Below are 24978 nucleotides of genomic sequence, written 5' to 3' on the forward strand. Positions count from 1 at the left end.
GTTCTCCTTCAACATAGAATTTCACATTTCTTTATTGTTTTATTTCTTGTATAATCATCGCTAATTTCTCAATTCCTCTTTCAATATCGTATAATGATGCATATGAGTATGAAATTCGTAAATATTGATCAGAATTTCGATCATACAAATTCCCTGGATTGAGCAGAATTCCTGCTTTTAAAGCTTTATGAAACAACTCCTGCATAGAAAATGCGGGGATTATATGCAGCCATATGTAAAAACCACCTTTTGGTACATCCCACGTCGCAATATGTGAAAAATGCTTTTCCAACGCTTGTAATGCAACATCTCTGCGTGTTTGCAATTCTCTTCGAATATAACTTAAATGTTCTTCATACAATCCACTTAAAAACCATTGGGCAGCAACTTGTTGTGACAAAGAACTAGATCCATAATCTGTCTGCATCTTTATATCTGCTAATCGTCCAATCACCGGCTCTGGTCCTACAATCCAGCCAATTCTCAGTCCAGGACTAACTGTTTTAGACATACTTCCTACATAAAGAACATTCCCATGTCGATCATATGCTTTTAATGGTTTCGAAGGTAAAGAGTCAATCCACAAATCTTGATACACACCATCTTCTATTATAGGCAACCCAATCTCATTACAAGTTTCCATAAGAACTTGTCTTCGCACTTGATCCATTAAAATACCAGTTGGATTATGAAAAGAAGGAATCGTATAAAGCAGTGAGCCATGGAATTGTTTTTTATACTTTGAAACAAACGTTGGTTGTACACCATTTTGATCCATCGGAACCCCAATTAACCGCATCCCTGCAGACTGAAAAATATTAAGCGAAAATAAATAAGAAGGCTTTTCAACTAGAATTGTTGCCCCTTTCTGTAATAGTCCCATAGAAATTAACTGCAAGGCCTGTATTCCACCTGATACAACTAAAATAGATGAAGAGGATGCCTGTATTCCTAACGTTTTTAAATACTTTGCTAGCTGTTCACGCAGTAAAATATCTCCTTTCGGTTCTTCATAGCCTAAAGGGATGCTCTGTTGCGAAAGCATACTCATAATACGTTGCATCTTCTCTTGCGGTAAAAGTTCTGGCGAGAGTTCACCTGTTCCTAATCGAATCATGTTAGAATCAAATTCTGCCCGGTTAATCTCTTGAATCGTTGGTAAATTAGGATAATGAAGCCCTGTCTCAACATACGCATTCCAATCAGGTAGCGCTGAAGAAACTAGCAAGTCCCATGTATTGCTTATAACTCTTGTTCCTCGTCTCCCGTTTCCCTCGATTAACCCTTGAGCAGCTAGCTCATCCAATGCTGTTACAATTGTACTTCGATTCACTCTAAATGCATCGGCCAACGCTCGTTGAGACGGTAATTTTGTTCCTATTGTCCACTCCCCATTGACAATTTTCGCTTTTAAATATTCTTCAATTTGTTTATACAAAGGAATAGGAGAAGATATATTTGGATTCCATTCAAACCATTCCATTAAATCACTCCAACTAGATTTTTATACTTGTAGTATATACTTTGGTTGGTTCATCATCCAACCATATGGATGGATACAATTGATATTTTCATTTATATAATAAAGTGAAACTTCCACCGGTTAGGAGTTTCTTCGTTTCTACCGATAAAGTGAAACTTCCATCAGTGGGGGGTTTTCTTCATCCCCACTGATGGTTAGTTGAACCAATTGGGCTTTTACGAGCAATGTTCTCTGCTTCCTTTAAATTTTCACATAGGAATGCGGGATACAATTATAATTCTATATAGGAGGAGATGAAATGAGTGAAGCAATACTTCACGGAATCGTTCTTGCATTTGGACTTATTATACCTTTAGGTGTACAAAATGTGTTTGTTTTTAATCAAGGGGCCAGTCAATCTACCTTATTGAAGGCTGCACCAGTTGTTATAACGGCGGCAATCTGTGATACTATTTTAATCTTATTTGCTGTGCAGGGTGTATCTCTTATGCTATTAACATTTTCATGGTTAACAACTATACTCTATACTATAGGTTTTTTCTTTCTTCTTTACATGGGCTGGGTGATATGGAAAAGTGAACCTACTGTTTCCAAAAATGAAGTACAAACGATGACTATCAAAAAACAAATTGTGTTCGCAGCTTCTGTCTCTTTATTAAATCCACATGCTATTTTAGATACGATTGGAGTAATTGGAACAAATTCTATTCAATACATAGGTACTGAAAAATGGGCATTTACCTTTGCAACAATTTTTGTTTCTTGGATATGGTTTATAGGGTTAGCTATCGCTGGACGAATGCTAGGAAAAGTAGATTCATCCGGAACAAAAATCAAACTACTAAATAAAATTTCTGGTGTTATTATTTGGGGAGTTGCGTTTTATATGTTAGCAAAGCTTTTCATAAAATAAAAAAGTCGCTTGTATCACCAGAAAAATCAGTTTATCATAAAGAAATCACTGAATTAACAGATAAATCGAGGTGAACGGATTGCGTCCCATTTTTTTAGGTATTTGTGCGGCATTCTTTTTTGCTTTTACGTTCGTTCTGAACAGAGCTATGGAATTATCTGGCGGAAGTTGGATTTGGAGTGCGTCACTTCGATATTTCTTTATGGTTCCGTTGCTTTTGCTTATTGTTATGAGTAGAAAAAATTTACGTCCTCTTCTCAAAGTCATGAAAGAACGGCCAAAAACATGGATTTTATGGAGCTTTGTAGGATTTGGATTATTTTATGCGCCTCTTTGCTTCGCCGCAGCATATGCACCAGGGTGGCTAATTGCTGGGACATGGCAAATTACGATTATTTCAGGTTCATTACTTGCACCATTATTTTCAGAAACGATTGAAACAGCAAATGGTCAAATAAAAGTCAGAGGTACCATACCATTTAAAGGTCTTGCGATGTCACTCATTATTCTTTTTGGTATCACTCTTATGCTTATAGAACAAGCAAATCACCTTTCTTTAAAAAATGTATTATTAGGTGTGCTCCCTGTAATAATAGCTTCATTTGCTTATCCACTTGGCAATCGTAAAATGATGGATGTATGTAGAGGGCGTTTAGATGCATATCAACGTGTATTAGGTATGACATTAGCTAGTTTACCATTTTGGATTTTGTTATCAATCTATGGATTCATTACTGTTGGTATGCCCAGCAAAGAACAGACAATTCAATCTAGTTTGGTTGCCATTTGCTCTGGAGTAATCGCAACTGTACTCTTCTTCTACGCAACTGATATGGTAAGGAACAATATGCAAAAATTAGCTGCTGTCGAAGCAACTCAGTCTATGGAAGTACTATTTACAGTAGCTGGAGAATTAGTTTTATTAGCATCTCCATTCCCTTCTGCTTTATCTTGGTGCAGCATGTTTCTTATCATGCTTGGTATGATTTTACACAGCTATATTTCACAAAAAAGAAAACCTGTTCATAATCGAGAAATTAGCGCTTAAAATTTAAAATCCCCATGTAAAAAGCCATGATAACAGGATGTTTTCATGGCTTTATTTTTTTATTAAAAAGTGTTACGAATCACTTATACAACTATTGCTTATACGAAATATAATGCCTAAATTCTTGAGATTGTTGTATTACTATTAAAACTTACCTACTTTCAACCTCTACTGAAACGCTTTGTTTCATCTCTTTTAAAGAGGTATATAAATCAGTTGTATATAACTTTTCAGGAGCTGATATCATCATTTCTAATTGTTGATAACCGCTATCTATATCTTTAATTTTCACACGTTTCACTTGCAAATTTAGATGCTTAATTTGTGTAAAAATTTGATTTAGCTCTTGATGCTTATTAACAACTATTTTTACTGACAAATCCCTTTGCCTCAAAGAATAAGGTCCTGCTAATTTAATAAGATATGGAAATACATTAATTGCCAAAATAATTAAAACCATTGCCACAGCTGCTTCTGAATAAAAACCTGCGCCAATCGCAATCCCTAAGCCAGATGCTGCCCAAACCATAGAAGCAGTTGTTAATCCAGAAATCACATCATTATTTCTCCGTAAAATAACACCTGCACCGAGGAAACCGACCCCACTAACAATTTGCGCCGCAAGACGCATAGGATCCATATTCGTATGCCCTGGAGATGAATATACATTTACTGATTCAATAGAAACAATCGTAATTAAACAACTTGCTACTGAAATTACCATACTCGTTTTCACACCAAGCGGTTTATTCTTCAGCTGTCTATCAATTCCAATTAATAGTCCAAAAAAGAGTGCTAGACCTAGTTTGAGTAAAAATTCAAATGTCATATTCATTTCTCCTTATTCATTTAGTATTATTATTTTAAAATTTTTTATGGTGGAATGGTAGCTATAACTGTTTTATACTTTCAATACTAGTCCTTTCCCTTCCTTTTTAAATTATTTTCTCAATTTTATTCGTAAACTCCGCTTCTTCCTCCCATTTTATAGTTAACTATCAAGTAATCGTTTCATTAAAATATCCTTACCCATTTTTTCAAAAATGAATATATCGAACCTTTTTTACTGGTGGAGTTAAATAACTTCTATTCAAAAATGGCGCATAGAAAAAGGTTGGCTTTTCGCCAACCTTTTTTTATTTATTTAGATACTGATTTTTCCGTAATACCAAGATGATCATTCAATTGTTTTGATATTTCTTTTACATTTTGTTCATTTGGTTGATAATAATAAATACCGTTAATCCGTTTATCTGCACCTTGTACTTGTAATTTTTCAATGTTCAAGTCTGTTCCTGCCATGTTTTTCGCGATTGCGAGCATGTCATCAAATGTTAAGTTTGTTTTTAAATTTTTATCAACTGCATCTAATAATGAGCTAAGCTTTGTGATCGATTTAACTGATAATGCTTTTTTTGCAATTGCTTCGATTACAAGTTGCTGTCTTTGGCCACGCATTGCATCACTATCGATTTTACGTGTTCTCGCTAACGCAAGCGCCTGTTCTCCATTTAAATGTTGATAACCTTTTTCAAGGTGAATTGCACCAGCTTGGTCTTTGCTGTCTTGTTCTGTGAAGGTAACTGGTACATCAATATCAATACCGCCAAGTGAATCTACTATTTTAATAAAAGATTCAAAATTAAATTTCACATAATAATCAACAGGTACATTTAAAAAGCGTTCAACCGTATCACGTGTACTTTCCACTCCACCAAATACGTGCGCATGTGTAATTTTATCTAATTTTTTTCGTGATGGAATATATACACGCGAATCGCGAGGGATGCTTACTAACTTTACTGATTTATCATCTTTGTTAATCGTTGCCAATAACAAAGCATCAGTGCGAACAGCTTCACCGTATTGGCTTTTTCTTTGTTCGCTTTCATCCACTCCCATAATTAAAATAGAAATATTATCTTTTAAAGGTGCCACCTCTTTATCACGTTTACTAGACTTATTTATTTCTGCATAAGAATTACTTGCAACCGCTTTTGCTTTACTATATATAAATGAACTATAACTTATCCCGCCAATAATAAGAAGTAAAAAGGGAATTGTCAGAAACCATAAAAAGCCTTTTTTTTTGGAGCGCATTTTTTTCTTTTCACTTCTACTCATTACTTCTATATCTTCTGTCATTTCGCCTCTCCTTTCGAAACATTTCCTCTTACTAGTTTAATTGAAATGCAGCATTCTTTGTATCGAATTACATTTCATTCACCTTACATTTTTGTAAGGATTTTTAAGTACTAATAATAACTCTTTACTAAATAAAAAGTAACATCAATTTGTTACAACCTACTAAGAACTTAATCTAAAAATGAATATTTTTGGGGATTTTCAAATAATTTTTTCTTATTTGGTATTATTTCCAACAATCTTTATAGAATTATTTCATTCTTAGAACTACGGTAATTTCTTAATACACAAACAGAAAAAACTGCACCATTTACATAACTATAAGCCTTCAAACTATCTCCACTTCCATATTGTCAAATTTAAATAAGAATCTCATTTAAATATTGAAATAAAAAAACTGGCCCCCAAATATTTGAAGGCCAGTTTTTTCAACTCGCTTTAAAGCCACCACCTAATACATCACGTACATCATGAATAACAACAAATGCATTTTCATCTTTTCTACTCACGACTTGTTTTAATTGAACGAGTTCTTGTTTATTGATAACAATATATAATACTTCCTTATTATTTCCTGTGTAACCGCCTCGTCCTTCTAATACTGTTACACCACGCGTCATGTGCTGCATAATGGACTCTCGGATAACATCTGGATAGTTTGAAATAATTGTCACAGCTGTTCTTGTATCCATTCCTTCTACAATAAAATCAATGACCTTCGCACCAATAAAGACCGCTACAAGTGTATACATCGCTTTCTCCTGTCCGATAATAAACACTGAGCCGGCAATAACAACGATATCAATAATTAATACACCTTTCCCGACGCTCCAGCCTAAATATTGATTTGCTAACCTAGCTATGATAGCCGAACCACCCGATGTGCCACCTGCTCGAAACATAAATCCTAAGCCAACCCCAACAAAACTCCCTGCAAAAAGAGCTGCTAATAATGTATCATTATTTACTGGAGTTGCAACGCCTTCTGTGATATATAAAAAGAAAGATGTAGATATAATACCAAGAATTGTATACACCATCGTTTTCTTATCAAAAAATTTATAACCGATTGCAAGTAAAATGACATTCATTATAAGGTTTACAAGACCAGGAGACCAGTCAAACAAATAGTAGGTAATAACAGTAAGACCGATAATCCCCCCTTCTGATAATCGATTTGGAATAGCAAAAAAGTTAATCCCAATCGCAAATAATAATGATCCAACTATAACCAGTAAAATCTCTTTCGTACGTTCATTCATTACATTTTCCTCCCATCTATGCCTTTACATGTATGTTATAATTCAACATCTTAGGAAACTAAGTTGTCGCTCTCCATTTCTCTGCATGTTTCTCTATCATTTCAATTAATTTTTTCATCGCCGGAGTCAACCATTTATTTTTATGGTATGCCAGTTCCGTTGTAACAAAATCCTCACTGTATACCCATGGAAGAGCGATTAACTTGCCACGCTCAATTTCCTCCTTAACCGTAATAAGCGGTAAATACGATAATCCTAATCCGCACATGACAGTTTGTTTAATTGCCTCAATACTCCAAAAGTGAATACGTGAGCAATTAACCCCTTCCTCTTTTATCCATTTTTCTAATAAGTCTCGATAACTTCCCGGCTCTGTAAGCAGTAGCATTTCTCCTTCTAAATCAGCAGGGGTAACGATTTTTTGTTTCGTTAGCTGATGCCCTGGTGGAGCAACAAGCACAACTGTTTCTCGAACAAGGGAATGAGTGACAATATCTACACCAAGCTTTTCCGGATTTGTAAATAAAGCAAAATCAAATTTACCTGACTTTAACTCATTATGTAACTCCTGGCTCTCTGATGGCTGTAAAATGATATGAACTTGCGGATATTTCTTTTTAAATTCATATAAAATCACAGGTAATCGATATATCATTAAAGACTCGTTTGCCCCAATACGTATCGTTCCTGATGGTTTACCGTTCATTTGAGATGACTCCAGCGCCTCATTAGATAATTCTAATATTTTTTGCGCATAAGAAAGCATATGCTCTCCTACTTCAGTTAAAATCACCTTTTTACCAAGACGATCAAACAAAGGGCTTCCAACTTCTTCTTCTAAAGATTGAATATGATTGGTGATTGTTGATTGTGTATATCCGAGCCATTCTCCAGCCCTTGTAAATCCACCGCTTTCCGCTACAATAATAAAAGTTTTCAAATGACGTAACTCCATAGTGCCACCTCCTGTTGTACAATCGTTATTTCATCTTCAATAGCATAAATTACGGTTTATATTATAAAGGTTACATATACTTTTCTAACATCAATTTATTGTTATACCTATATTGCCATAATAACGAAAATTGATGTTACAAGATATATAATGCCAAAGGTAAACATGTGTTATATTCATGTAAATTTTTATAAATGACTTCTCTCGGTTATATATAAGATGCATACAGTAAAATTTGTCCTGAAACACCCATGAAGCTAACTATTTTCATAGAAATAGTTAGCTTCATGGACAACCTTATATACTTTTAACCATGTATACTCGAATCGAAAACGATTGATTTCAAACTTAAGCTGCCAGTTTATATAAATGTCCATTCTCAAATGATGTATACGGCATATAAAGAAACTATACAACATTTCCCTCTTCACACTCACCTAATCACTATTATATATTTAGAATAAGAATAAATAAAATGAATTATTTTAATAGAAATCATTTAAAAAAATGATGACTAGATCTAATAAAAAAACATTCCATTAAATCGGCATACTTCTCTTCATTATATATTTTTATACGATTTTCTAAAAAACACTGTCCAAATTATAAATTAAACATCCCTTACAACTGCTGAGACCCTATCGGAGAGTTATCTTTACAAATCCTATAATTATCTAGTATTATTACCTAGTACTTAAAAATGATTAATAAAAGTAATAATACTCAATCTATTAAACATTCAAAATGAAAACAAATTAACTCACCAAAACTTAATTTAAATTCATATATAAATAGATTTTATTTTTCGTTATATTAAAAATCGTTCTCACATGTATCCTCAGCACAGAGGAGTAGTTCTTATATCGTATTTTCTATCATTATGAATAGCAAAGTAGTGCCTGTATACTGTTATATACACTATATTGCTATACTCGATATTATAAGAATGATAATTAACACCACATCAATTACCTCAGTTCATTGATAATGACAACATTCTATTAGAACGTATTTTCTTTTTCTAACACAGACTTGAAAGGGGCATACTTTTGCAAACACAACAGGAGCTTAGTAAAAAAACTATCATATTTATCCATGGGTTAGTTGGGAATCGTCGTGCATTTAAAAAAGAGTGTAAGCTATTTTCCTCATCTTACAACATCATAACGTATGATTTACTCGGTCATGGTGACGATAAAGGACAAGCAATTGATTTTTCTTTAGATCAATTAGTACAGCAGTTAACAGATCTTTATGAAAAAGAGGGAATCCAGCAAGCACATATTTGTGCTCTAAGCTATGGATGTTATATTGCCACTATATTTGCTCATATGTATCCTGAAAAAGTATTGAGCCTTTGTCATATCGGAGGTCATTATAATAACCCCTCTGTTTTGTTTAATGTCTTCCAAAAGTTTTGGGAGACAAGAAATAATGAATATTCCACTTGGCTTTACCAGTATGCAAATACCATCTTCCCAAGTGGTATACTGAAAGCAAATCCATTTGCAATTGTTTCCAAAAATATTTACTATCGATTTGGATTACAATTGCACTCATCTATTATTAGAGAGTCACTGCGACATCGTTTAGAATTCGATTTAAAATCTCGGTTACGAGAACTTACGCAACCGATTCTATGGGTAATGGGAGAATATGATCATCTTTATAAATCTTGTTTATTTGATTTAAAAACTATTCTTCCAAATGTTTCATATAAAGAAATCCCATTGGCTGGTCATGCTGCAAATATATTTCGACCAAATTATTTTTACGATCTGTATTCTCAGTTTTTACTAGACGCATCATCGTAAAACCAATTATTTTTATTAGATAAAGAGAATCGTGTACCATCTTTTTTAATTAAATTGTAAACATAAGATTTAAAATGAATTTATCAACTTAAACTATGTATCAAAAAGGATCTAATTCAATAGAATTAGATCCTTTTCAATATACTTTCCAAAGCCCCTCCTAATCCAATTCATTATAAATTTCCCCCTATCTATTCGAATTTCATATTTTTATTTTGGTAAATCATTGACCTCATATGCAACTCGAATTCCAGATTCAATTGCTCCCTGCATCCAACCATGTGTAACTGTCGTATGCTCCCCAGCAAAATGCACCCTTCCCTCAGGTATTTTTATATAAGGGTATAGTTCCAATTCTTGTCCTGGCTCAAAAGCTGTGAAAGCTCCGCAAGAATAATGGCTTTGACTCCAGCTAAAGGATGCTCCTGAAACGAATTCGGAATAAACTTGATTACCGTATAACTCTGCCAAATTCTTTAAAGCATATTGAATACGCTCTTCATTAGATAGGCTGTCCCACGTTAACGCTTCATCCGCCCATGTATAACTGGCTAAAACCACCGCTGCTCCTGTTGTTTGTATACCATAGCTCGGATAGTACGTAAATCGAATTGGCAAATCAGTGATAGATTTACCACCATATTGACCAATTCTTTCCCAAAAACGGCTTTTAAATTCAATCGCGATTTTAGTTGCAACTATATAGTTAAGCTCACGAATAGCTCTTCTTTTGTAATAAGAAAAAGAATCAAACGGTTCAATTTTCACAAAGCGTAATGCAGAAAAAGGAATAGTTATAATAGCACGATCACCTGTTACCATAAATTGTTCTGAGGTTTTCTCATAAATAGAGCGAATCGTAACACTCTCATTTTGCTGAATAATAGCTGTCACTTTTTGATGAAATAGTATATTTTCTTTTAGCTGTGGTAAAAAGGATTGTGGTAATACATCCATGCCACCCGTAATCTCATAAAATTCATTTGTTGATGTAAAAAATATCATCTCTCGCAATACTTCAACCACGGACATCCCCATATACGCTTCCATGTCAAGAAGAATGCCAATCATGTCAATTGCACCGTCTGAAAGATAAGAATTTAAAACGAAACCTAATGAATATTTTCTATATTGTTTTTCTATAACAAACCAGTTTTTCACTGGATCTTGTTTTATAAAATTTATAATCGGTTGTAAAACTGAAAGCATTAGCTCTTCAGCTGTTTTTCCTCTTTCGTTTGGCATAACTGGGTATTTTAGAACACTTGGATTTTGTTCAAATATATTGAGACGCGTTTTTATGCCATTTGCATAAATGATATCCAAAGGAGTTCGGTTAATAAAACGATTCGTAGACAATCCAAACTTTTGAATATATGCCGAGGTTAAAGTGTGTACATCTGGAATGCGCATAGACCCTGCATTAAAATATAGTCCATTGTTAAACGGGGATCGTACAGTGTACACTCTCCCTCCTATTCTATCATTTGCTTCCAAAATCGTAACTTTATGCCCAGCTTCCTTTAATAAAGATGCTCCAACTAATCCTGCTAGTCCTGCACCGACAATAATGATATGTTTAGGAACTTGTGTTTTATGAAGGCCATTTCTAATGATATGAATCATTTGCTCCGTTAATAATTGATTATTTATATTTTGAGGCATCCTTATTTACTCCTCTTCAAAAGGACTTCATTGCATTATATTCAATGAAAAGGACACCTATGTGTAGTTCTTTTTGTTTAAGATTTCGAAAAAAGGATTAATTCCATTGATAATTTGCTAAATATAAGGTCCCTTTACTACAAATGCTAATACCAGAGCCAAATAACATATTTCCCCACCCTATTTCGTAACAAATAAGCATTTAACACATTTCATAAATACGATTTTTTAGTAATATACTTGACATAACTTAAACACAATTCTATACTTACTTACATAAAGTAATTAAATAATTTTTAATGTTTTTCAATACCTTTCGATTGTTCATTCAAACTAATTTACATCACTAAAACTTTATTACGAACAAAGGAGGAACAAAGATGAAATTTCAACATCATCCTTATACTTTTGTAAGTCATGTTCACATATTAATTGAAAATTTAGGACGCTCCCTTTCTTTTTATCGAGAAAAATTAGGATTCCAAATACTCGAACAATCAGAAACGAAAGCTGTACTAACAGCAGATGGAAAAACTCCACTTTTAACAATCGAACAACTAGAAAATATATTACCAAAACAATCACGCACAACTGGTTTATATCATTTTGCAATTTTATTACCTCATCGCTCTGATTTAGCAAAGGTATTATATCATCTCATCCAAACGGATTATCCTTTACAAGGGGCCTCTGATCATCTTGTGAGTGAAGCCGTTTATTTAGCAGATCCTGATGGAAATGGAATTGAAATTTATGTAGACCGTCCTTTTGAAACATGGGAGTGGAATGACGGGCAAGTAACAATGACAACTGAGCCTATAGCAAGTGACATTTTAGCGGCCGCTAAAGACGAAACCTGGACTGGTCTTCCGAGTGACACAGTAATGGGACATATTCATTTACATGTTGCTGATTTAGGAAAAGCAGAGGAGTTTTATTGTACTGGTCTTGGGTTTGATGCTGTAAGTAGATACGGTCATCAAGCATTGTTTATCTCATCGGGAAAATATCATCATCATATCGGTTTAAATACATGGAATGGTGTTGGGGCACCTGCTCCGGCAGCAAACAGCGTGGGATTAAAACATTTTTCACTCTTATTCCCAGATGAAGAAACACGAAATCAAGCTGTGAAACGTCTCCAAAACATTGGGGCATCAGTAACAGCAACAGATGGAGTTATTGTTACAAAAGATCCTTCAGGTAACCATATTCAATTATGTATTTGAAGAAAGTATATAACTAAAAAATAAAATTTGGTGGTGTATAAAATGAGTTTTTTAAATAAATTATTTGGAAATTCAACTAGTCAAGAAGAAGTAAATCATACGGAACATACAACAAAAGATTTTTATTCTGCTGTAGCAGATAGACGTTCTATTTATGCAATTAGTAAAGAGGCTGTCGTTTCAGACGAACGTATTCAAGAAATTGTAACCCATGCTGTGAAACATACTCCTTCTTCTTTTAATTCACAAAGCGCACGAGTAGTCGTATTGTTAGGAGAACAACATGATAAATTGTGGAATATTACAAGAAACACATTAAAAGAAATCGTTCCTGCTGATCAATTTAGTTCAACAGAAGAAAAAATGACCGCATTTGGAAACGGTTATGGTACAGTATTATTCTTTGAAGACAATAGCGTAATTGAATACTTACAAGAGAATTTTGCCCTATATAAAGATAATTTCCCTGTATGGTCACAACAATCATCAGGTATGCTTCAATTTGTCATTTGGACCTCTTTAGAACTTGAAGGGTTTGGTGCAACATTACAACACTACAATCCTCTAATTGATGATGAAGTGAAAAAAGAATGGAATATTCCAAGCAACTGGAAGTTAATTGCCCAAATGCCATTTGGTAAACCTGTTGCTCCGGCGAATAACAAAGAATTTAAACCAACAGAAGAACGTATTAAATTCTTTAAATAATCCCCAACAAATAAAAATGGTCTAAGTCACATTACATATTTTGACTTAGACTATTTTTATATTTTTTCATAAACTACAATTTAAACCTGTATCATTTATTTCGCTCTACTGCTTTCTTATTAATAAACTGTAACCCAATTGCAATGACTAATATACCACCTGTAAAATATGGAAAAGTTACAAGTGCTGCAGCCCAAGTATTACCGACAATGCTATCAAATCTTAAAAAAAGCTATCCGGAAGTCAAAGTAGTATTGTTCGAAGGTACGTAGTATGTAGAAATTGCGGAATGGGTTAATAATGGCACCGTAGATATAGGATTCATTATAGAGGAAGATACAAAAAAACACTTTCAATATGTACCTATTACAAAAGATGAGATTGTCTTAGGATTGCCGAAAAATCATCCACTAGTTAATGAAAAAACAATTGATATAAAAGCAATTACTAATATGGACTTTATTATGCCAAAAGGTCCTTATCAATCATTAGTCTTAGAAAATTTATCTGCTCATAATGTATTCCCAAACATTATATTAGAAGTACTGAATTGTGAAACGATTGTTAATATGGTTTCACAAAATATCGGAATTACCATGGGCCCTGAACTATTTTTCAAATCTCATACAATCATTGAAATAAAAAACTAAAACAAAAAAATATCGTCAAATTAGCCTTGCATTTACAGAAAAAACTCCAATAATAAATGCTTTTTTTGTATGTATACTCACTTTTGTTTCATTTGTTTCACTAATAATCGTTTTACCTCATTATATGTTAAACCAGACTTCTTATTAAGATTCTTCACTTCTTCAATATCAGTGCCAACAACTGTATATTTTTTCTCTTTGTTCATTCTGCACGTCCTTTTTTAAATATTAAATATACGATACGTTTTTATAAAGTACTATTGATTTTTTTAACTAGTCTTAGCTCAATCATTTTGTTTTTGTATTTATTCCCTAAAATTAAATTCATTACTCATTTACTCCCTTTTGAATTTCACTCTCAATTAAAAAAGGTGTTACGACATAACGTAACACCTTTTCTTGTCGATTTAAAATAAAGTTCGATAATTTATAATATTTATTACAACTTCGAAAAGATAATGGATGTTGGGGACTGATTGGTGGTTCTATGAAGTTAGGAGAAACACTTGAACAAGTAGCTCATAGAGAATTGTTTGAGGAAACAGGACTAACGGCTGAGAATCTTAAATTAATTCATACATATTCAGGAGAAGCTTTTTATTATCAATATCCTCATGGTGATGAAGTCTATAATGTTGTGACGGCTTTTGAATGTAAGGAATATACCGGCTATTTAAGTCATGAAAGGGCCGCTACTTAGTCAAGAACTGATTTCTGTTTTGACTGGTCGATTAGGTAGTCTTTTTTTGATCGCTTGCTTTTGGTAATAGGAATGATGATCCATTCTGCAACAATTAGATGTAATCCGATCGCTAACCAGACTCCCGTTTCCAATAAACTTGCAAACACTTCATCCGATGCAGCAACGTCGCTAGAAACGCCGCGTAAGGTAGCATAGATAGGGACTAAAAACTGCGCGAACAGCCGAGCGCTGATAGCGACGACAGTCAGCGCATAGTTGCGAATCATCCAATGACGATGCTCTTCAACGCGTTTTTGACGAATCATATGATAGGCTTGCCATGCTGAATAAAGCCAGAGAAAATTGAGAAACAAAAAACCAATCTCACGCGTAAATGTTTCGGTATAGAGCGCGACTCCAAAACCGGTTAATCCACCAACGAAAATGCCAACCAGATAAATTTTTCCTAGCATTCGGTGTAAGGTTGTGTTTTTTAGACGCAAGGCATCAGAGAACTGAAAAGGCCCAATTGCCATTGCTATAGCTGCGAAAAAAATATGTATGATTAGCAGCGGATATTGAATCACTGAAGATGGACTAATCTCGACTCGACTTTGTGCTGGATCTAGCTGTACATATGGTCCTATAAAAAAGATAGTTAAAGCGAGCACCAATAACGTGAAAAAGCCCCAAGTAATTTTACCTAGTAGTTTTGGCATGTGAAAGCTCCTATCTCTTAATGTATTCTATAGTCTTCGTATCATTGTCTATTGTTCAAAAAAATCCTTTGCAGCAGGATCGATCCATTGATTCATATCTTCCTGACTTTGTTTTACCATTCGATTTACTAACACGTTATGTTAGTTGTAATCTTCTAATAGATACACACGCGTGTAAAGGGTTATTCGTATAAAATGCTGTTCCACCTTGTTCAATCGAATGACCGTAGAAGATTTCTTTGCTGTCGATTGAAGGAATAAACCACTTATTAATGAATTCAGATTGATTAAGAGATAAAATCTTGAAAGTAAACTTCTATTCAAAAGTTTACTTTTGATTGAAAGTGTAAATACCAAGATTCAATTGCTATACAAAGTTTTGCAAAGGCATTACAAAAAATTCAATTTAAAGGAAGTAAAAAGAAGCATAAACTCTCTATATAGGGGTATAGCAACCAAAAGCAAAATACGGGGCCATATACAAATAAATTCCAATTATAATAGGAATGAAAAAAAATAGAAAATCACAATTAGCATACTTGAATTATCGCTTAATTGTTCAACTAACGCACCTGTTAGTTGAACAAAGTACGATCTATCAGAGTAAAATTCATGAACAGTCTGTTTCTGATGATAAAAAACACATTACTAATTAGGGGAATAGATTATTGTATAGAACCTTGTATAATATTGATAATGAACACTTTGTATCTCATTACCCTTTTCAAACACTAAGGTAGTTTATAATTTATGTCTATCTATGACATGTTTTATATAACAATCCCCTTTTTATCCAAGCCATTGATCCGATACCACTCCACTGTATCCCGTATTGTATCTTCAAGAGGTCTATAAACGATTGACAGATCTTGGATTGCCTTCGCACCACTAATTCGCTTCATTTCCGTCATCACACGAAGTTCCTCTAAGGACAAATTCGTTTCTTTATTTCTCATAGACGCAATTCTCTCATTAAACCATGTAGATATATAGACCATGGACATCGGAAAGCGTCTGGAAGGACCCTTAATACCGGATACTTTCTCCATGATATGAAACAATTCTTCCAAACTCGTGTAGTGTGCAGAGATGATATACCGCTCTCCTCCTGAAGCTCTTTCGGTCGCATGAATCATTGCAAGCGCAACATCGCGTGCATCTACAACATCTATGCCAGAAGGGAAAGTCCCCGGGATTTTTCGACCGAGGAAATTTAAGACCAACTGACCACTTCCGGTAGGTGCAGCATCGCCCGGCCCGAACATCCACGCAGGTAGGACCGTAACAACCGGAATGCGATGTTGTCTCGTGAATTCCTTAATCGCCCGATCTCCGACGATTTTACTCTTCCCATACAGGTTAAGCGCTTTGTCTGGGTTCAGCAAATCACTTTCATCGCTAATCTTTCCATCTTTGCGCTTACAGATGGTTGCGCTTGTACTGGTATGGACAATTTTTTCCACCCCATACTTTTCCGCAAATTCAAACAGCCGCACTGTATTTATAACATTCACTTTCTCCAGATTGGTCCAGTGGTCTCCCTTACGGAATGTCTCTCTGAAATAAGCTGCTGTATTGAACAAAAGGTCGCAATCCCTCATTTGATGCGCCCACGACTCTACATCCAGCAAATCACCAGTAACCACCTCAACATTTAATCCATCGAGCATCTTTTCGGCTTTTTTAGCCGAGCGCGCCAATGCCTTGACTTCCCATCCCTTCTCTACTAAAAGACGAACCAGATTGTTACCCAGCAATCCTGTACTACCTGTAACAAAAGCACGCATAAATAATCCATCCCCTTATTTATTGATAAATAAAAAATGCAACAATGGCATCTCAATTATTTTACTTCCAGACCTACACTACTATAGATTATTTTGGGTAAAACAAGTACTCACTAAGCTCTTTCAACAAAAATCAGATTTTGTCTGTGTATACATGTGCACCCAAAATTAAATCTCCCCAATATTCTCCGCAGTCTTAATGGAAAGGTATATGCTAAGTGCTCCTAATATGCACATTACCGCTATGACAAACTCTGGTTCAAGATTTAAGAATGATGAAAAATTTGGTAATTGCATAGTTACTACAGAACATATAACGGTTGGTACTGTGCTTCTTTTCAAAATGCCAAAGAGAAAGAGCGGAATGAAACTAATCAGGGTAACAATAAGCGAACGAGTAATCATACTACTAAAATAGGTGATAATATCCGAATGAGTTGGCTGTCCGTTAATAATAGGAAAAACCTGATCAAGTAAAAAGGTTGTCAAACCTGCCAATAAAAAGGAAACAATCGTAGTAAGAAAAACAAAAAGTGAGATAAACAGCACTTTTGCTGTAAACAACTTTTTTCGGCTAATTGGGTATCCAAAAGAAAGTGAGATCGTTTTATTTTTATATTCTTCAATGAAAACCTGATTGATAAGGGATCCTCCAAACAAGATGAATCCCAATTGTATATACAAATTTAGTTCAATGGCTGTAGCATAGCTTTGGCCAAAAACAGGCATTACCATTTTTATAAAAAACACAGGCATAAACATAAGAACAAACCAGTAAATGATTACTTCACCAATAACAGATTGATGCTTTAATTTTTTCCATTCCAATAGCATTAATTTAAACAATTTTTTCACCCCCATTAATTTGCTTATAAAAATAGTCTTCCAAAGAGCTAGTATGCTTTTGGATTTCTTCAATGCCTATTTCATGGAGAATCAACAATTTGGAAATATCGATTTGAGAATGAGTCAGATCATATATCCGAATTCTGTTTCCTTGAATAATTTTCATATTCGAAATATGAAGTTCATTTTCAAGTAAATAAATCGTTTTTTGTACATCTGTTGTCAATAGCTCAATGTAATCTGTTCGTTGCTTTCGAATATCTTCTAATGTAACTTCATTTAACAACCTTCCATTATCAATTACACCAATCCTGTCTACAACCTGTTCCATTTCTCCTAAAATATGACTAGAAAGGATAAATGTTATCCCATATTCCTTGTTAAGCATTAAGATTAAATCCCTTGTATCTTTTATCCCGATAGGATCTAGACCATTTGTTGGCTCATCTAAAATAATCAGTTCAGGCTTTGTAATAATAGCTCTAGCCATCCCAAGCCGTTGCTTCATCCCAAGGGAAAATTCCTTCACACTTTTGCCCTCAATCCCATTCAAACAAACCATATCCAACGCTTGTTTTATTCCTTTATCGTCATAATATCCCAAATATTCACAATGAAGTTTCAAATTGTCCATCGCAGTTAAATGCTCAAAAAAGATTGGATATTCAATGATGCTACCGACTCTCTTTAAAACAAACTTTGAATGTTCCGTAAGCTTCTTGCCAAATAATTCTATGTCTCCACTTGTTGGCTTCGTTATGCCAGTGAGCATCTTCATAATAGTTGTTTTACCTGCACCATTTTGACCGAGAAAGCCGTAAATTTCTCCTTTACGAATATGAAGATTTATATTTGTTACCAGCTCTCTACCTTTTCCTTTTTTTGTGAGTCCGGTTGTTTTTACTACATAATTCATCCTGATTTCCTCCCTCCTGCATCTACTTTCATCATAGGCATCAAAAATATCATTTTTCTTTCTTAACCCTTACAAATTTCTTAAGTTATTTGTTTGCACAAAAAGAGGCTGTTCTAACTGAACACCCCTTGTGAAAAGTACTTAATACGTAATTTGATGGAAAACACACGTAAAGACCGTTTTTTCATATGGTTTGCTACTTAAGTGGATGGAACCTTTCATTGCTTCTATTAAATGTTTCGTTATGCTTAATCCAAGCCCACTTCCTTGAAATTCTGGATTTCTGGCATCATCCAATGTATATAACCGTTCAAATACCTGTTCTTGATGCACCTCAGCAATTCCTTTTCCTTTATCCCAAATATCAATTGCGATATAATCCCTATCTTCTCGAACTGTTAGCCCAAACACCCCTCCATCACTACCATAACGGATGGCATTCGAAATAAGATTACTTAAGACCCGATTTAATGCCTCTTCATTTCCAAGAATGTAATAATACTGTTCTGGAATGTTCACTTCCACCTGAAAATTTTTAGATTGCAGCAAATCATAAAACTCTAGCACGTTTTTCCTGCATATTTCATTAATAGAAATCCTGCTTAAAGGTAATGAATAATCCCCAGAATCAAGTTTAACAAGATCAAAAAATTGATTTAGCAGCGCTATTACATTTAGCGTTTTTTGATGAAGACGAGAAGTAACCTCGCTCCGTTCTTCCACACTCATACTGTTGTCTAAATTTAATTTTTCAACATAGCCCCAAATTACGGTGAATGGTGTTTTCAAATCGTGAGACATGTTAGACAGCATTTTTCTTAAGCTTTCTTTGGTTTTCATATAGTCCGCAATTACTTGTTGATTGTAATCTAAAAGACGGTTGATTTGAATGAGGAATAGTTTAATGGTTTTCTGATCTGTTTGTATTAACACTTTTTCAGCAGTCTCCTGCTCAATAATATAGGAAAGTTTGTTACGTATTTCGTTCAAGTCTCTATTCATTTTTCTTCTAAAATAGGACTGCACTCCGATGATCACAAGCAAAATAACAATGATTACACTCAATAAAAGGGCCATAAGCTACTCACCTAATTTATATCCGATTCCCCATATCGTCCGAATGTATTGCGGATTTGACGGATCCACTTCTATTTTTCCCCGAAGTCTTCTAATATGAACATTAATCACATTTTCATTCCCATAATAGTCATCTTCCCAAATAAAGTGGTAAATTTGCTCCTTTGTAAACACTCTGCTCTGATTTGTCATAAATAGCTTTAAAATATGAAATTCCTTGGATGTAAGCTGAACGTTCTTCCCCTTAATTAGTGCCGAAAAGGTTTTTAAGTCAAGAGAAAGTTCTTTAAAATGTAGGATAGCTGAAGTAGGTACATTCTCTGAAGGAAGATATTGTGTTGCCCTGCGAATTGCAGCATGTACCCTGGCGGTTAGTTCAAGCATGGAAAAAGGCTTGCTGATATAATCGTCTGCACCAAAACCAAGACCTAACGCTTTATCTATATCACTCCCTTTTGCTGAAATGATCAAGACAGGAATTAAACTCGTTGCTCTTATCTGCTTTAGGAAATCCACCCCACTTAGCTTAGGCAGCATTAAATCAAGTAAGATTAAATCAACCTCATTTTTCTTAAGAAGAGCCAAAGCCTCCTCTCCATCAAATGAAGTAAGTACCGTAAAATTCTCCTGTTCCAAGTGACAAGTAACCAGTTTACTTATTTCTCTGTCATCCTCGACAAGTAGGATACTCTTTTGCACGTTTCCACATCCATTCTTTTGTACGAATACCACCAAACTAAACAAAAAATGGTAAATCAACTTTTTTGCCTCTTCATAACAATTTCTGTACCTTATCAAAAACTCCTTCTTATCCCATTAAATGGCCCTTTAACCGCATAACATGACTGACATTTTTAAATATCTTTATTGTAAATGTAATTTTATTTGCAATTAAACAATTGTATTATTACTCAACAGCTGTTGCTTTGAAATAAAAATTGATTAAAAAAATCTTATAAATACATATTTTATAGCAAATTGAAAGGATTCATTTTGAATAAAGTTTAGTCAAAATGAATCCTTCTCTTTTCAAATGAACTTTTAGTTTTATAAAAAAAGTTTAATCGTTTGTTTAGTTAATTATTCATATTTTCTAAGGTCCTCAATGCTTCTGCACCTATATTAGAATTTAAGGCTGCTTTTAAATACTTGAAAAAACTTCAAACTTGCTCCTACTTGTGCGTCCATCTTTGCTAAAGCTTTTTTAGCATGTTCATCCATTTTCTCTTCAATTGAGTTGAATTTACCACCATACTTTATATCGAGATAATCCATTGCTGTTCCTTCGTCAAAATAAATTACCTTGATCATGACCTTCCCCCACCTATATTCAGATTAAATAACCATTTATTACATTTTAATAATAATACTTATTATAAATTTTTAAATAAACTCTCTAGAAGTGCCAAATATGAAAAAGAAAAAAGCATGACATTCGATTATCATGCTTTTTTCCTAAAGTTTAAAATTAATGCTTTTTTGCAATGTGCAATGTTCTTCACACCTAACTCCTTACAAAGTTTATTACTCAGTAAAGAACTTTTTTATTTGTTGACATCATCACTTCTCAAATACAAAATTAATCTTCCCATCTTTCCATTCTAACTTCGCATCAAACGTTTTATCGTTCTTCTTAAAACCTTTCATTAGTTCCGTCTGTTCACCTTTTAATAGCTTCTTCATATTCTTTTGCGAAATCGTTTTTCCTAATATCTTTTTAGAGATTGTGAAATCACATTTCGTTGTATTATAGTTCGAGCATCCATAAAAAGTAGATTTATCAATTACATCTCCATCACACTTTTTACATTGTCCGACTTTTTTACCAACTGTAAATTTAGAATTAGATCGTTCAATAGATTCCACATGTAAACCTGTAAAATCCCATTTCTCAGACATTTCTACCGCATCTTCAATAATTTTCGCTGATAATTTTTTCGTTTGTTCCATAAAGGTTGCTGGTGAAGCTGTGCCTTCTCCAATTTCGGCAAGGCGCTGCTCCCATTTTGCTGTCATTTCTGGGGAAGCCAAAATTTTATCACCAATTGCGGTAATTAATACTTTCCCTTTATCGGTTGCATACACTTGATTTTTCTTCACATCAATATATTTGCGGTCCTTCAACATTGTAATAATGCCTGCACGCGTTGCTTCCGTCCCTAAACCTTCTGTCTTTTTTAATACTTTTTCCAGTTCTTCGTTCTCTAAATACTTCCCAGCTGTTTTCATTAACGTAATCAGCTGACCTTCTGTATATCGTTTTGGTGGCTGGGTTTTTCCTTCTTTCACTTTCACCTTTGCAACTTTTCCTTGTTCCCCTTCTTGTACAATTGGAAGAATTGTTTCTTCATCTTTATCATCTTGGAAAATCACTTTACGCCAACCTTCTTGAATTTGCTGTTTTCCTTTTGAAATGAATTCAGCACGTCCATCAACAAGCGTTGTAATTGTAGTGTAATCAAAAATCGCAGCTTCATAATGCGCCGCAATCAATCTTCTTACAATCATATCGTAAATTTTTCTTTCATCACCTGATAATTTACTTGGATTTGTTACTTGTTCTGTTGGAATAATGGCGTAGTGATCTGTAACCTTCTTCTCATTCACATATCGCTTGTTATTCATAATAGAAGAAACTGGTGCAGGCAACAAATCTTTATAATCTTCAAACTGACTTAGCTTCTGCAAAATATCAGGAAACGTTGCAGCTTCTCCTTCTGTTACGTAGTTAGAATCCGAACGCGGATAAGAAACAATTCCTTTTTGATATAACGCTTGTGTGATATCAAGTGTCTTTTTCGGTGAAAATTTAAATACTTTATTCGCCGTTGCTTGTAAGGATGATAAGTTAAATAAAAATGGCGGCTGAAACTCTTTTCGCTCTGTTTTCATTTCTTTCACTTCAGCCGGTTTATTTTGACAAAATGCAGCGATTTTATTCGCCATATTGGGATCCTTTAAGCGAGATTCATTGTCCTGTTCCCACTTACCTTCATATTTCTTTCCTTCTATATTAAAGGTTGCGAACACTTCCCAAAATGGCTCTGATTTAAAGTTTTCAATTTCTTTCTCACGTTTCACAATTAATGCAAGTGTTGGTGTTTGCACGCGTCCAGCGGAGAAAACATCATTCATTCCTTTTTTCTTTAGTAAAATGCTAAAAACACGGGAAGCATTCATCCCAACAACCCAGTCTGCACATGATCGTGTATATGCTTCGTAGTACGTATTGATTGTATCTGCTTCATCAAGTAAGTTTTTAAATCCTTGATAGATTGCTTGCTTCGTTAAAGAAGAAATCCACAGACGCTTCATCGGTTTTTGTACATTACAAAGATTAATGATATTCCGTACAATTAATTCCCCTTCACGCCCTGCATCTCCCGCATGAATAATTTCCGTCACTTGCGGATTATGTAACAGTTGTTTCACAACGTTAAATTGCTTATACTTTGATTTTGTTACTTCAAATTGAAAACGTTCTGGAATCATTGGTAACGTATCTAATGACCATTTTTTCCACTCTTCATGATAGTGTTCTGGATTACATAATTGCGTCAAATGACCAATGGCCCACGTACAATAAGCACCATTCGGAAACAATTCATTTGCTTCCACTTCCAAATAGCCGTCTTTTCGTCGATATTTAAATTGAGAAACGAGCGCTAAACCTTGATCAGGTTTCTCGGCAATAATTAATTTCATTTTATAACTCCCTATCTAAATTGCTGTGTCACTTCAATTATATTTATTTATTTTTCAGATGAGTATAACCCACAACAGTTCAAATTCCATTTTATATGTTATAGACTTCTAATATTATACGCTTAACTGAAATATCTTCACAATAGTGATTAATTACGTAATGTATTATATGTATCTACTTATTTTTGACATAAGTACAAGCATCATCACTTTATTACACAAACAACGTATGATGAAATTCACAAGTTATCAGTGATGTATATCACTACATAAATTTAAATTTATTGATATTTTTAATCTAGATACAAAATTTAAACTTTATGGAGGCATTCATATGGAACATGTATTTACTGAGACTTCTGTGATTGGTGACATTGTTACAAAATTCCCGAAAGCAAGCGATCTTTTCAAATCATATAGAATAGATTTTTGTTGCGGGGGTAACAGACCACTTATTGATGCAATTCATGAGAGAAATTTATCGGTGGAAGAGGTTATAACAAACTTAAATACTCTTTATTATGAAACAAAACTATTAAATGAAGCAGAAATTGACTGGAAAATCGCCTCTTATAGTGAATTAATTGACTATATTGTGAATAAACATCATCGCTATTTAAATGAAGAATTGCCACAGTTAAGTCCATATGTAACAAAAGTATTACGCGTTCATGGATCAGGACAGCCTCATTTAGCTAAAATTCATAAGCTATTCCATGAATTAAAAACAGAATTAGAACAGCATATAATTAAAGAAGAAACAGAAGATTTTCCGTTGATTTTAGCATTTGAGCAAAATCCAACTGATGAAAATTATACGAAATTAAGCAAAGTGGTGGGAGAGTTAGAAAGTGAACATAGCCATGCTGGTGATATTATAAAAGAACTTCGTAACATTACGAATGACTTTACTCCTCCAGAAGGAGCTTGCGGTACTTATCGTCTTGTCTATCAACGACTTGCAGCTCTTGAATCCGATCTATTCCAGCACATTCATTTAGAAAATAATATTTTGTTCCCGCGTGCAATCGCACAGGCTTAAGTAAAAAAGGTGAATCTATAGACATCGAATTAAGGCTCAAAAACAACATTTTTTGAACTTATAGATTTTATGATCTGAAATAAATAAAAAGATTCTTATATAGATATCACTTAAATGTAACAAAATAGAACATAAGCACTTTTTGCTCATGTTCTATTTTTTACGTATTTTTTCTATTTTCGTAATGCTTTTAGAATATACACACGGAAAGTTCACTTTCCACGTAATCTCCAGTGATACTAAAAACTCGAGAACGAGCCCCTCAACATACACATCGAAACTCACAAACTACACAAGAGCCCCACTGATGAAAGTTTCACTTTGTCTTATCT

General features: G+C 34.1%; 22 protein-coding genes and 2 pseudogenes. 8 read left to right on the forward strand and 16 right to left on the reverse strand.

Annotation, left to right across the window (positions count from 1 at the left end):
- Window positions 1–31 precede the first annotated feature (31 nt).
- On the reverse strand, window positions 32–1483 hold the full coding sequence (locus tag ACTDJC_RS13470) for a PLP-dependent aminotransferase family protein (protein WP_440603679.1): 1452 nt from the start codon (window positions 1481–1483) through the stop codon (window positions 32–34).
- Window positions 1484–1781: 298 nt separating this feature from the next.
- Between ACTDJC_RS13470 and ACTDJC_RS13475 the strand changes: the two genes are divergently transcribed.
- Complete coding sequence (locus ACTDJC_RS13475) at window positions 1782–2396, forward strand: LysE/ArgO family amino acid transporter (RefSeq protein ID WP_440603680.1); 615 nt, start codon at window positions 1782–1784, stop codon at window positions 2394–2396.
- Window positions 2397–2475: 79 nt separating this feature from the next.
- A complete protein-coding gene (locus ACTDJC_RS13480) occupies window positions 2476–3444 on the forward strand; it encodes a DMT family transporter (RefSeq protein WP_440603681.1) in 969 nt (322 codons plus the stop codon).
- Window positions 3445–3595: 151 nt separating this feature from the next.
- Here ACTDJC_RS13480 and ACTDJC_RS13485 read toward each other — a convergent pair whose 3' ends face one another.
- The 4 genes from ACTDJC_RS13485 to ACTDJC_RS13500 all read right to left on the reverse strand — a co-directional run bounded on the left by ACTDJC_RS13485 (window position 3596) and on the right by ACTDJC_RS13500 (window position 7806).
- The gene (locus tag ACTDJC_RS13485; RefSeq protein ID WP_098310438.1) at window positions 3596–4273 is read right to left on the reverse strand and encodes an MgtC/SapB family protein; all 678 of its coding nucleotides are present in this window, start codon (window positions 4271–4273) and stop codon (window positions 3596–3598) included.
- A gap of 311 nt (window positions 4274–4584) precedes the next feature.
- Window positions 4585–5589, reverse strand: coding sequence for an LCP family protein (locus tag ACTDJC_RS13490; protein WP_440603682.1), 1005 nt, complete (start codon window positions 5587–5589; stop codon window positions 4585–4587).
- Between the two features lie 428 nt (window positions 5590–6017).
- Entirely contained in the window at window positions 6018–6851 is an 834-nt protein-coding gene (locus tag ACTDJC_RS13495; protein WP_098310436.1) for a YitT family protein, read from the reverse strand.
- Window positions 6852–6909: 58 nt separating this feature from the next.
- Window positions 6910–7806, reverse strand: coding sequence for a LysR family transcriptional regulator (locus ACTDJC_RS13500; protein ID WP_098310435.1), 897 nt, complete (start codon window positions 7804–7806; stop codon window positions 6910–6912).
- A gap of 1049 nt (window positions 7807–8855) precedes the next feature.
- Between ACTDJC_RS13500 and ACTDJC_RS13505 the strand changes: the two genes are divergently transcribed.
- Entirely contained in the window at window positions 8856–9620 is a 765-nt protein-coding gene (locus tag ACTDJC_RS13505; RefSeq protein ID WP_098310434.1) for an alpha/beta fold hydrolase, read from the forward strand.
- Window positions 9621–9830: 210 nt separating this feature from the next.
- Here the strand turns inward: ACTDJC_RS13505 and ACTDJC_RS13510 are convergent, their stop codons facing one another.
- Complete coding sequence (locus tag ACTDJC_RS13510; RefSeq protein WP_440603683.1) at window positions 9831–11285, reverse strand: flavin monoamine oxidase family protein; 1455 nt, start codon at window positions 11283–11285, stop codon at window positions 9831–9833.
- 380 nt (window positions 11286–11665) lie between these two features.
- Here ACTDJC_RS13510 and ACTDJC_RS13515 point away from each other — a divergent pair, with 380 nt between their 5' ends.
- The 3 genes from ACTDJC_RS13515 (at window position 11666) to ACTDJC_RS13525 (ending at window position 13872) form a co-directional block, all read left to right on the forward strand.
- Entirely contained in the window at window positions 11666–12514 is an 849-nt protein-coding gene (locus ACTDJC_RS13515) for a VOC family protein (RefSeq protein ID WP_440603684.1), read from the forward strand.
- 42 nt (window positions 12515–12556) lie between these two features.
- Window positions 12557–13222, forward strand: a complete 666-nt coding sequence (locus tag ACTDJC_RS13520; RefSeq protein WP_440603685.1) for a nitroreductase family protein — start codon at window positions 12557–12559, stop codon at window positions 13220–13222.
- Between the two features lie 326 nt (window positions 13223–13548).
- Window positions 13549–13872 (forward strand): LysR family transcriptional regulator substrate-binding protein, encoded by a 324-nt coding sequence (locus ACTDJC_RS13525; RefSeq protein ID WP_440603740.1) that lies wholly within the window; start codon window positions 13549–13551, stop codon window positions 13870–13872.
- Between the two features lie 77 nt (window positions 13873–13949).
- On the opposite strand, the gene ACTDJC_RS13530 is transcribed toward ACTDJC_RS13525, so the two are convergent.
- A complete protein-coding gene (locus tag ACTDJC_RS13530) occupies window positions 13950–14078 on the reverse strand; it encodes a hypothetical protein (RefSeq protein WP_440603686.1) in 129 nt (42 codons plus the stop codon).
- Window positions 14079–14308: 230 nt separating this feature from the next.
- Here ACTDJC_RS13530 and ACTDJC_RS13535 point away from each other — a divergent pair.
- Window positions 14309–14560, forward strand: a pseudogene (locus tag ACTDJC_RS13535) (NUDIX domain-containing protein); the annotation flags it as partial.
- Between the two features lie 8 nt (window positions 14561–14568).
- Here ACTDJC_RS13535 and ACTDJC_RS13540 read toward each other — a convergent pair.
- The 9 genes and pseudogenes from ACTDJC_RS13540 to topB all read right to left on the reverse strand — a co-directional run bounded on the left by ACTDJC_RS13540 (window position 14569) and on the right by topB (window position 23604).
- Window positions 14569–15273: a DUF2306 domain-containing protein gene (locus ACTDJC_RS13540; protein WP_440603687.1), complete on the reverse strand. Its 705-nt coding sequence runs from the start codon at window positions 15271–15273 to the stop codon at window positions 14569–14571.
- Window positions 15274–15321: 48 nt separating this feature from the next.
- Window positions 15322–15538: pseudogene (locus ACTDJC_RS13545) on the reverse strand (TrmB family transcriptional regulator); the annotation flags it as partial.
- 505 nt (window positions 15539–16043) lie between these two features.
- Window positions 16044–17060: an NAD-dependent epimerase/dehydratase family protein gene (locus ACTDJC_RS13550; protein WP_440603688.1), complete on the reverse strand. Its 1017-nt coding sequence runs from the start codon at window positions 17058–17060 to the stop codon at window positions 16044–16046.
- A 168-nt stretch (window positions 17061–17228) separates the two neighbouring features.
- Window positions 17229–17906, reverse strand: coding sequence for an ABC transporter permease (locus ACTDJC_RS13555; RefSeq protein WP_440603689.1), 678 nt, complete (start codon window positions 17904–17906; stop codon window positions 17229–17231).
- The gene (locus ACTDJC_RS13560) at window positions 17899–18822 is read right to left on the reverse strand and encodes an ATP-binding cassette domain-containing protein (RefSeq protein WP_440603690.1); all 924 of its coding nucleotides are present in this window, start codon (window positions 18820–18822) and stop codon (window positions 17899–17901) included. The genes ACTDJC_RS13555 and ACTDJC_RS13560 overlap by 8 nt, the downstream gene beginning before the upstream one ends.
- A gap of 141 nt (window positions 18823–18963) precedes the next feature.
- Window positions 18964–19899, reverse strand: coding sequence for a sensor histidine kinase (locus tag ACTDJC_RS13565; RefSeq protein ID WP_440603691.1), 936 nt, complete (start codon window positions 19897–19899; stop codon window positions 18964–18966).
- A gap of 3 nt (window positions 19900–19902) precedes the next feature.
- The gene (locus ACTDJC_RS13570) at window positions 19903–20598 is read right to left on the reverse strand and encodes a response regulator transcription factor (protein WP_440603692.1); all 696 of its coding nucleotides are present in this window, start codon (window positions 20596–20598) and stop codon (window positions 19903–19905) included.
- Window positions 20599–21021: 423 nt separating this feature from the next.
- Complete coding sequence (locus ACTDJC_RS13575) at window positions 21022–21210, reverse strand: hypothetical protein (RefSeq protein WP_440603693.1); 189 nt, start codon at window positions 21208–21210, stop codon at window positions 21022–21024.
- Between the two features lie 249 nt (window positions 21211–21459).
- A complete protein-coding gene (topB, locus tag ACTDJC_RS13580; RefSeq protein ID WP_440603694.1) occupies window positions 21460–23604 on the reverse strand; it encodes a DNA topoisomerase III in 2145 nt (714 codons plus the stop codon).
- Between the two features lie 334 nt (window positions 23605–23938).
- On the opposite strand from topB, the gene ric reads away from it, so the two are divergent.
- Entirely contained in the window at window positions 23939–24646 is a 708-nt protein-coding gene (gene ric, locus ACTDJC_RS13585; protein WP_440603695.1) for an iron-sulfur cluster repair di-iron protein, read from the forward strand.
- Window positions 24647–24978 lie beyond the last annotated feature (332 nt).

It is taken from the genome of Bacillus sp. GB_SG_008, assembly GCF_052038115.1.
Lineage (GTDB): Bacteria > Bacillota > Bacilli > Bacillales > Bacillaceae_G > Bacillus_A > Bacillus_A rhizoplanae.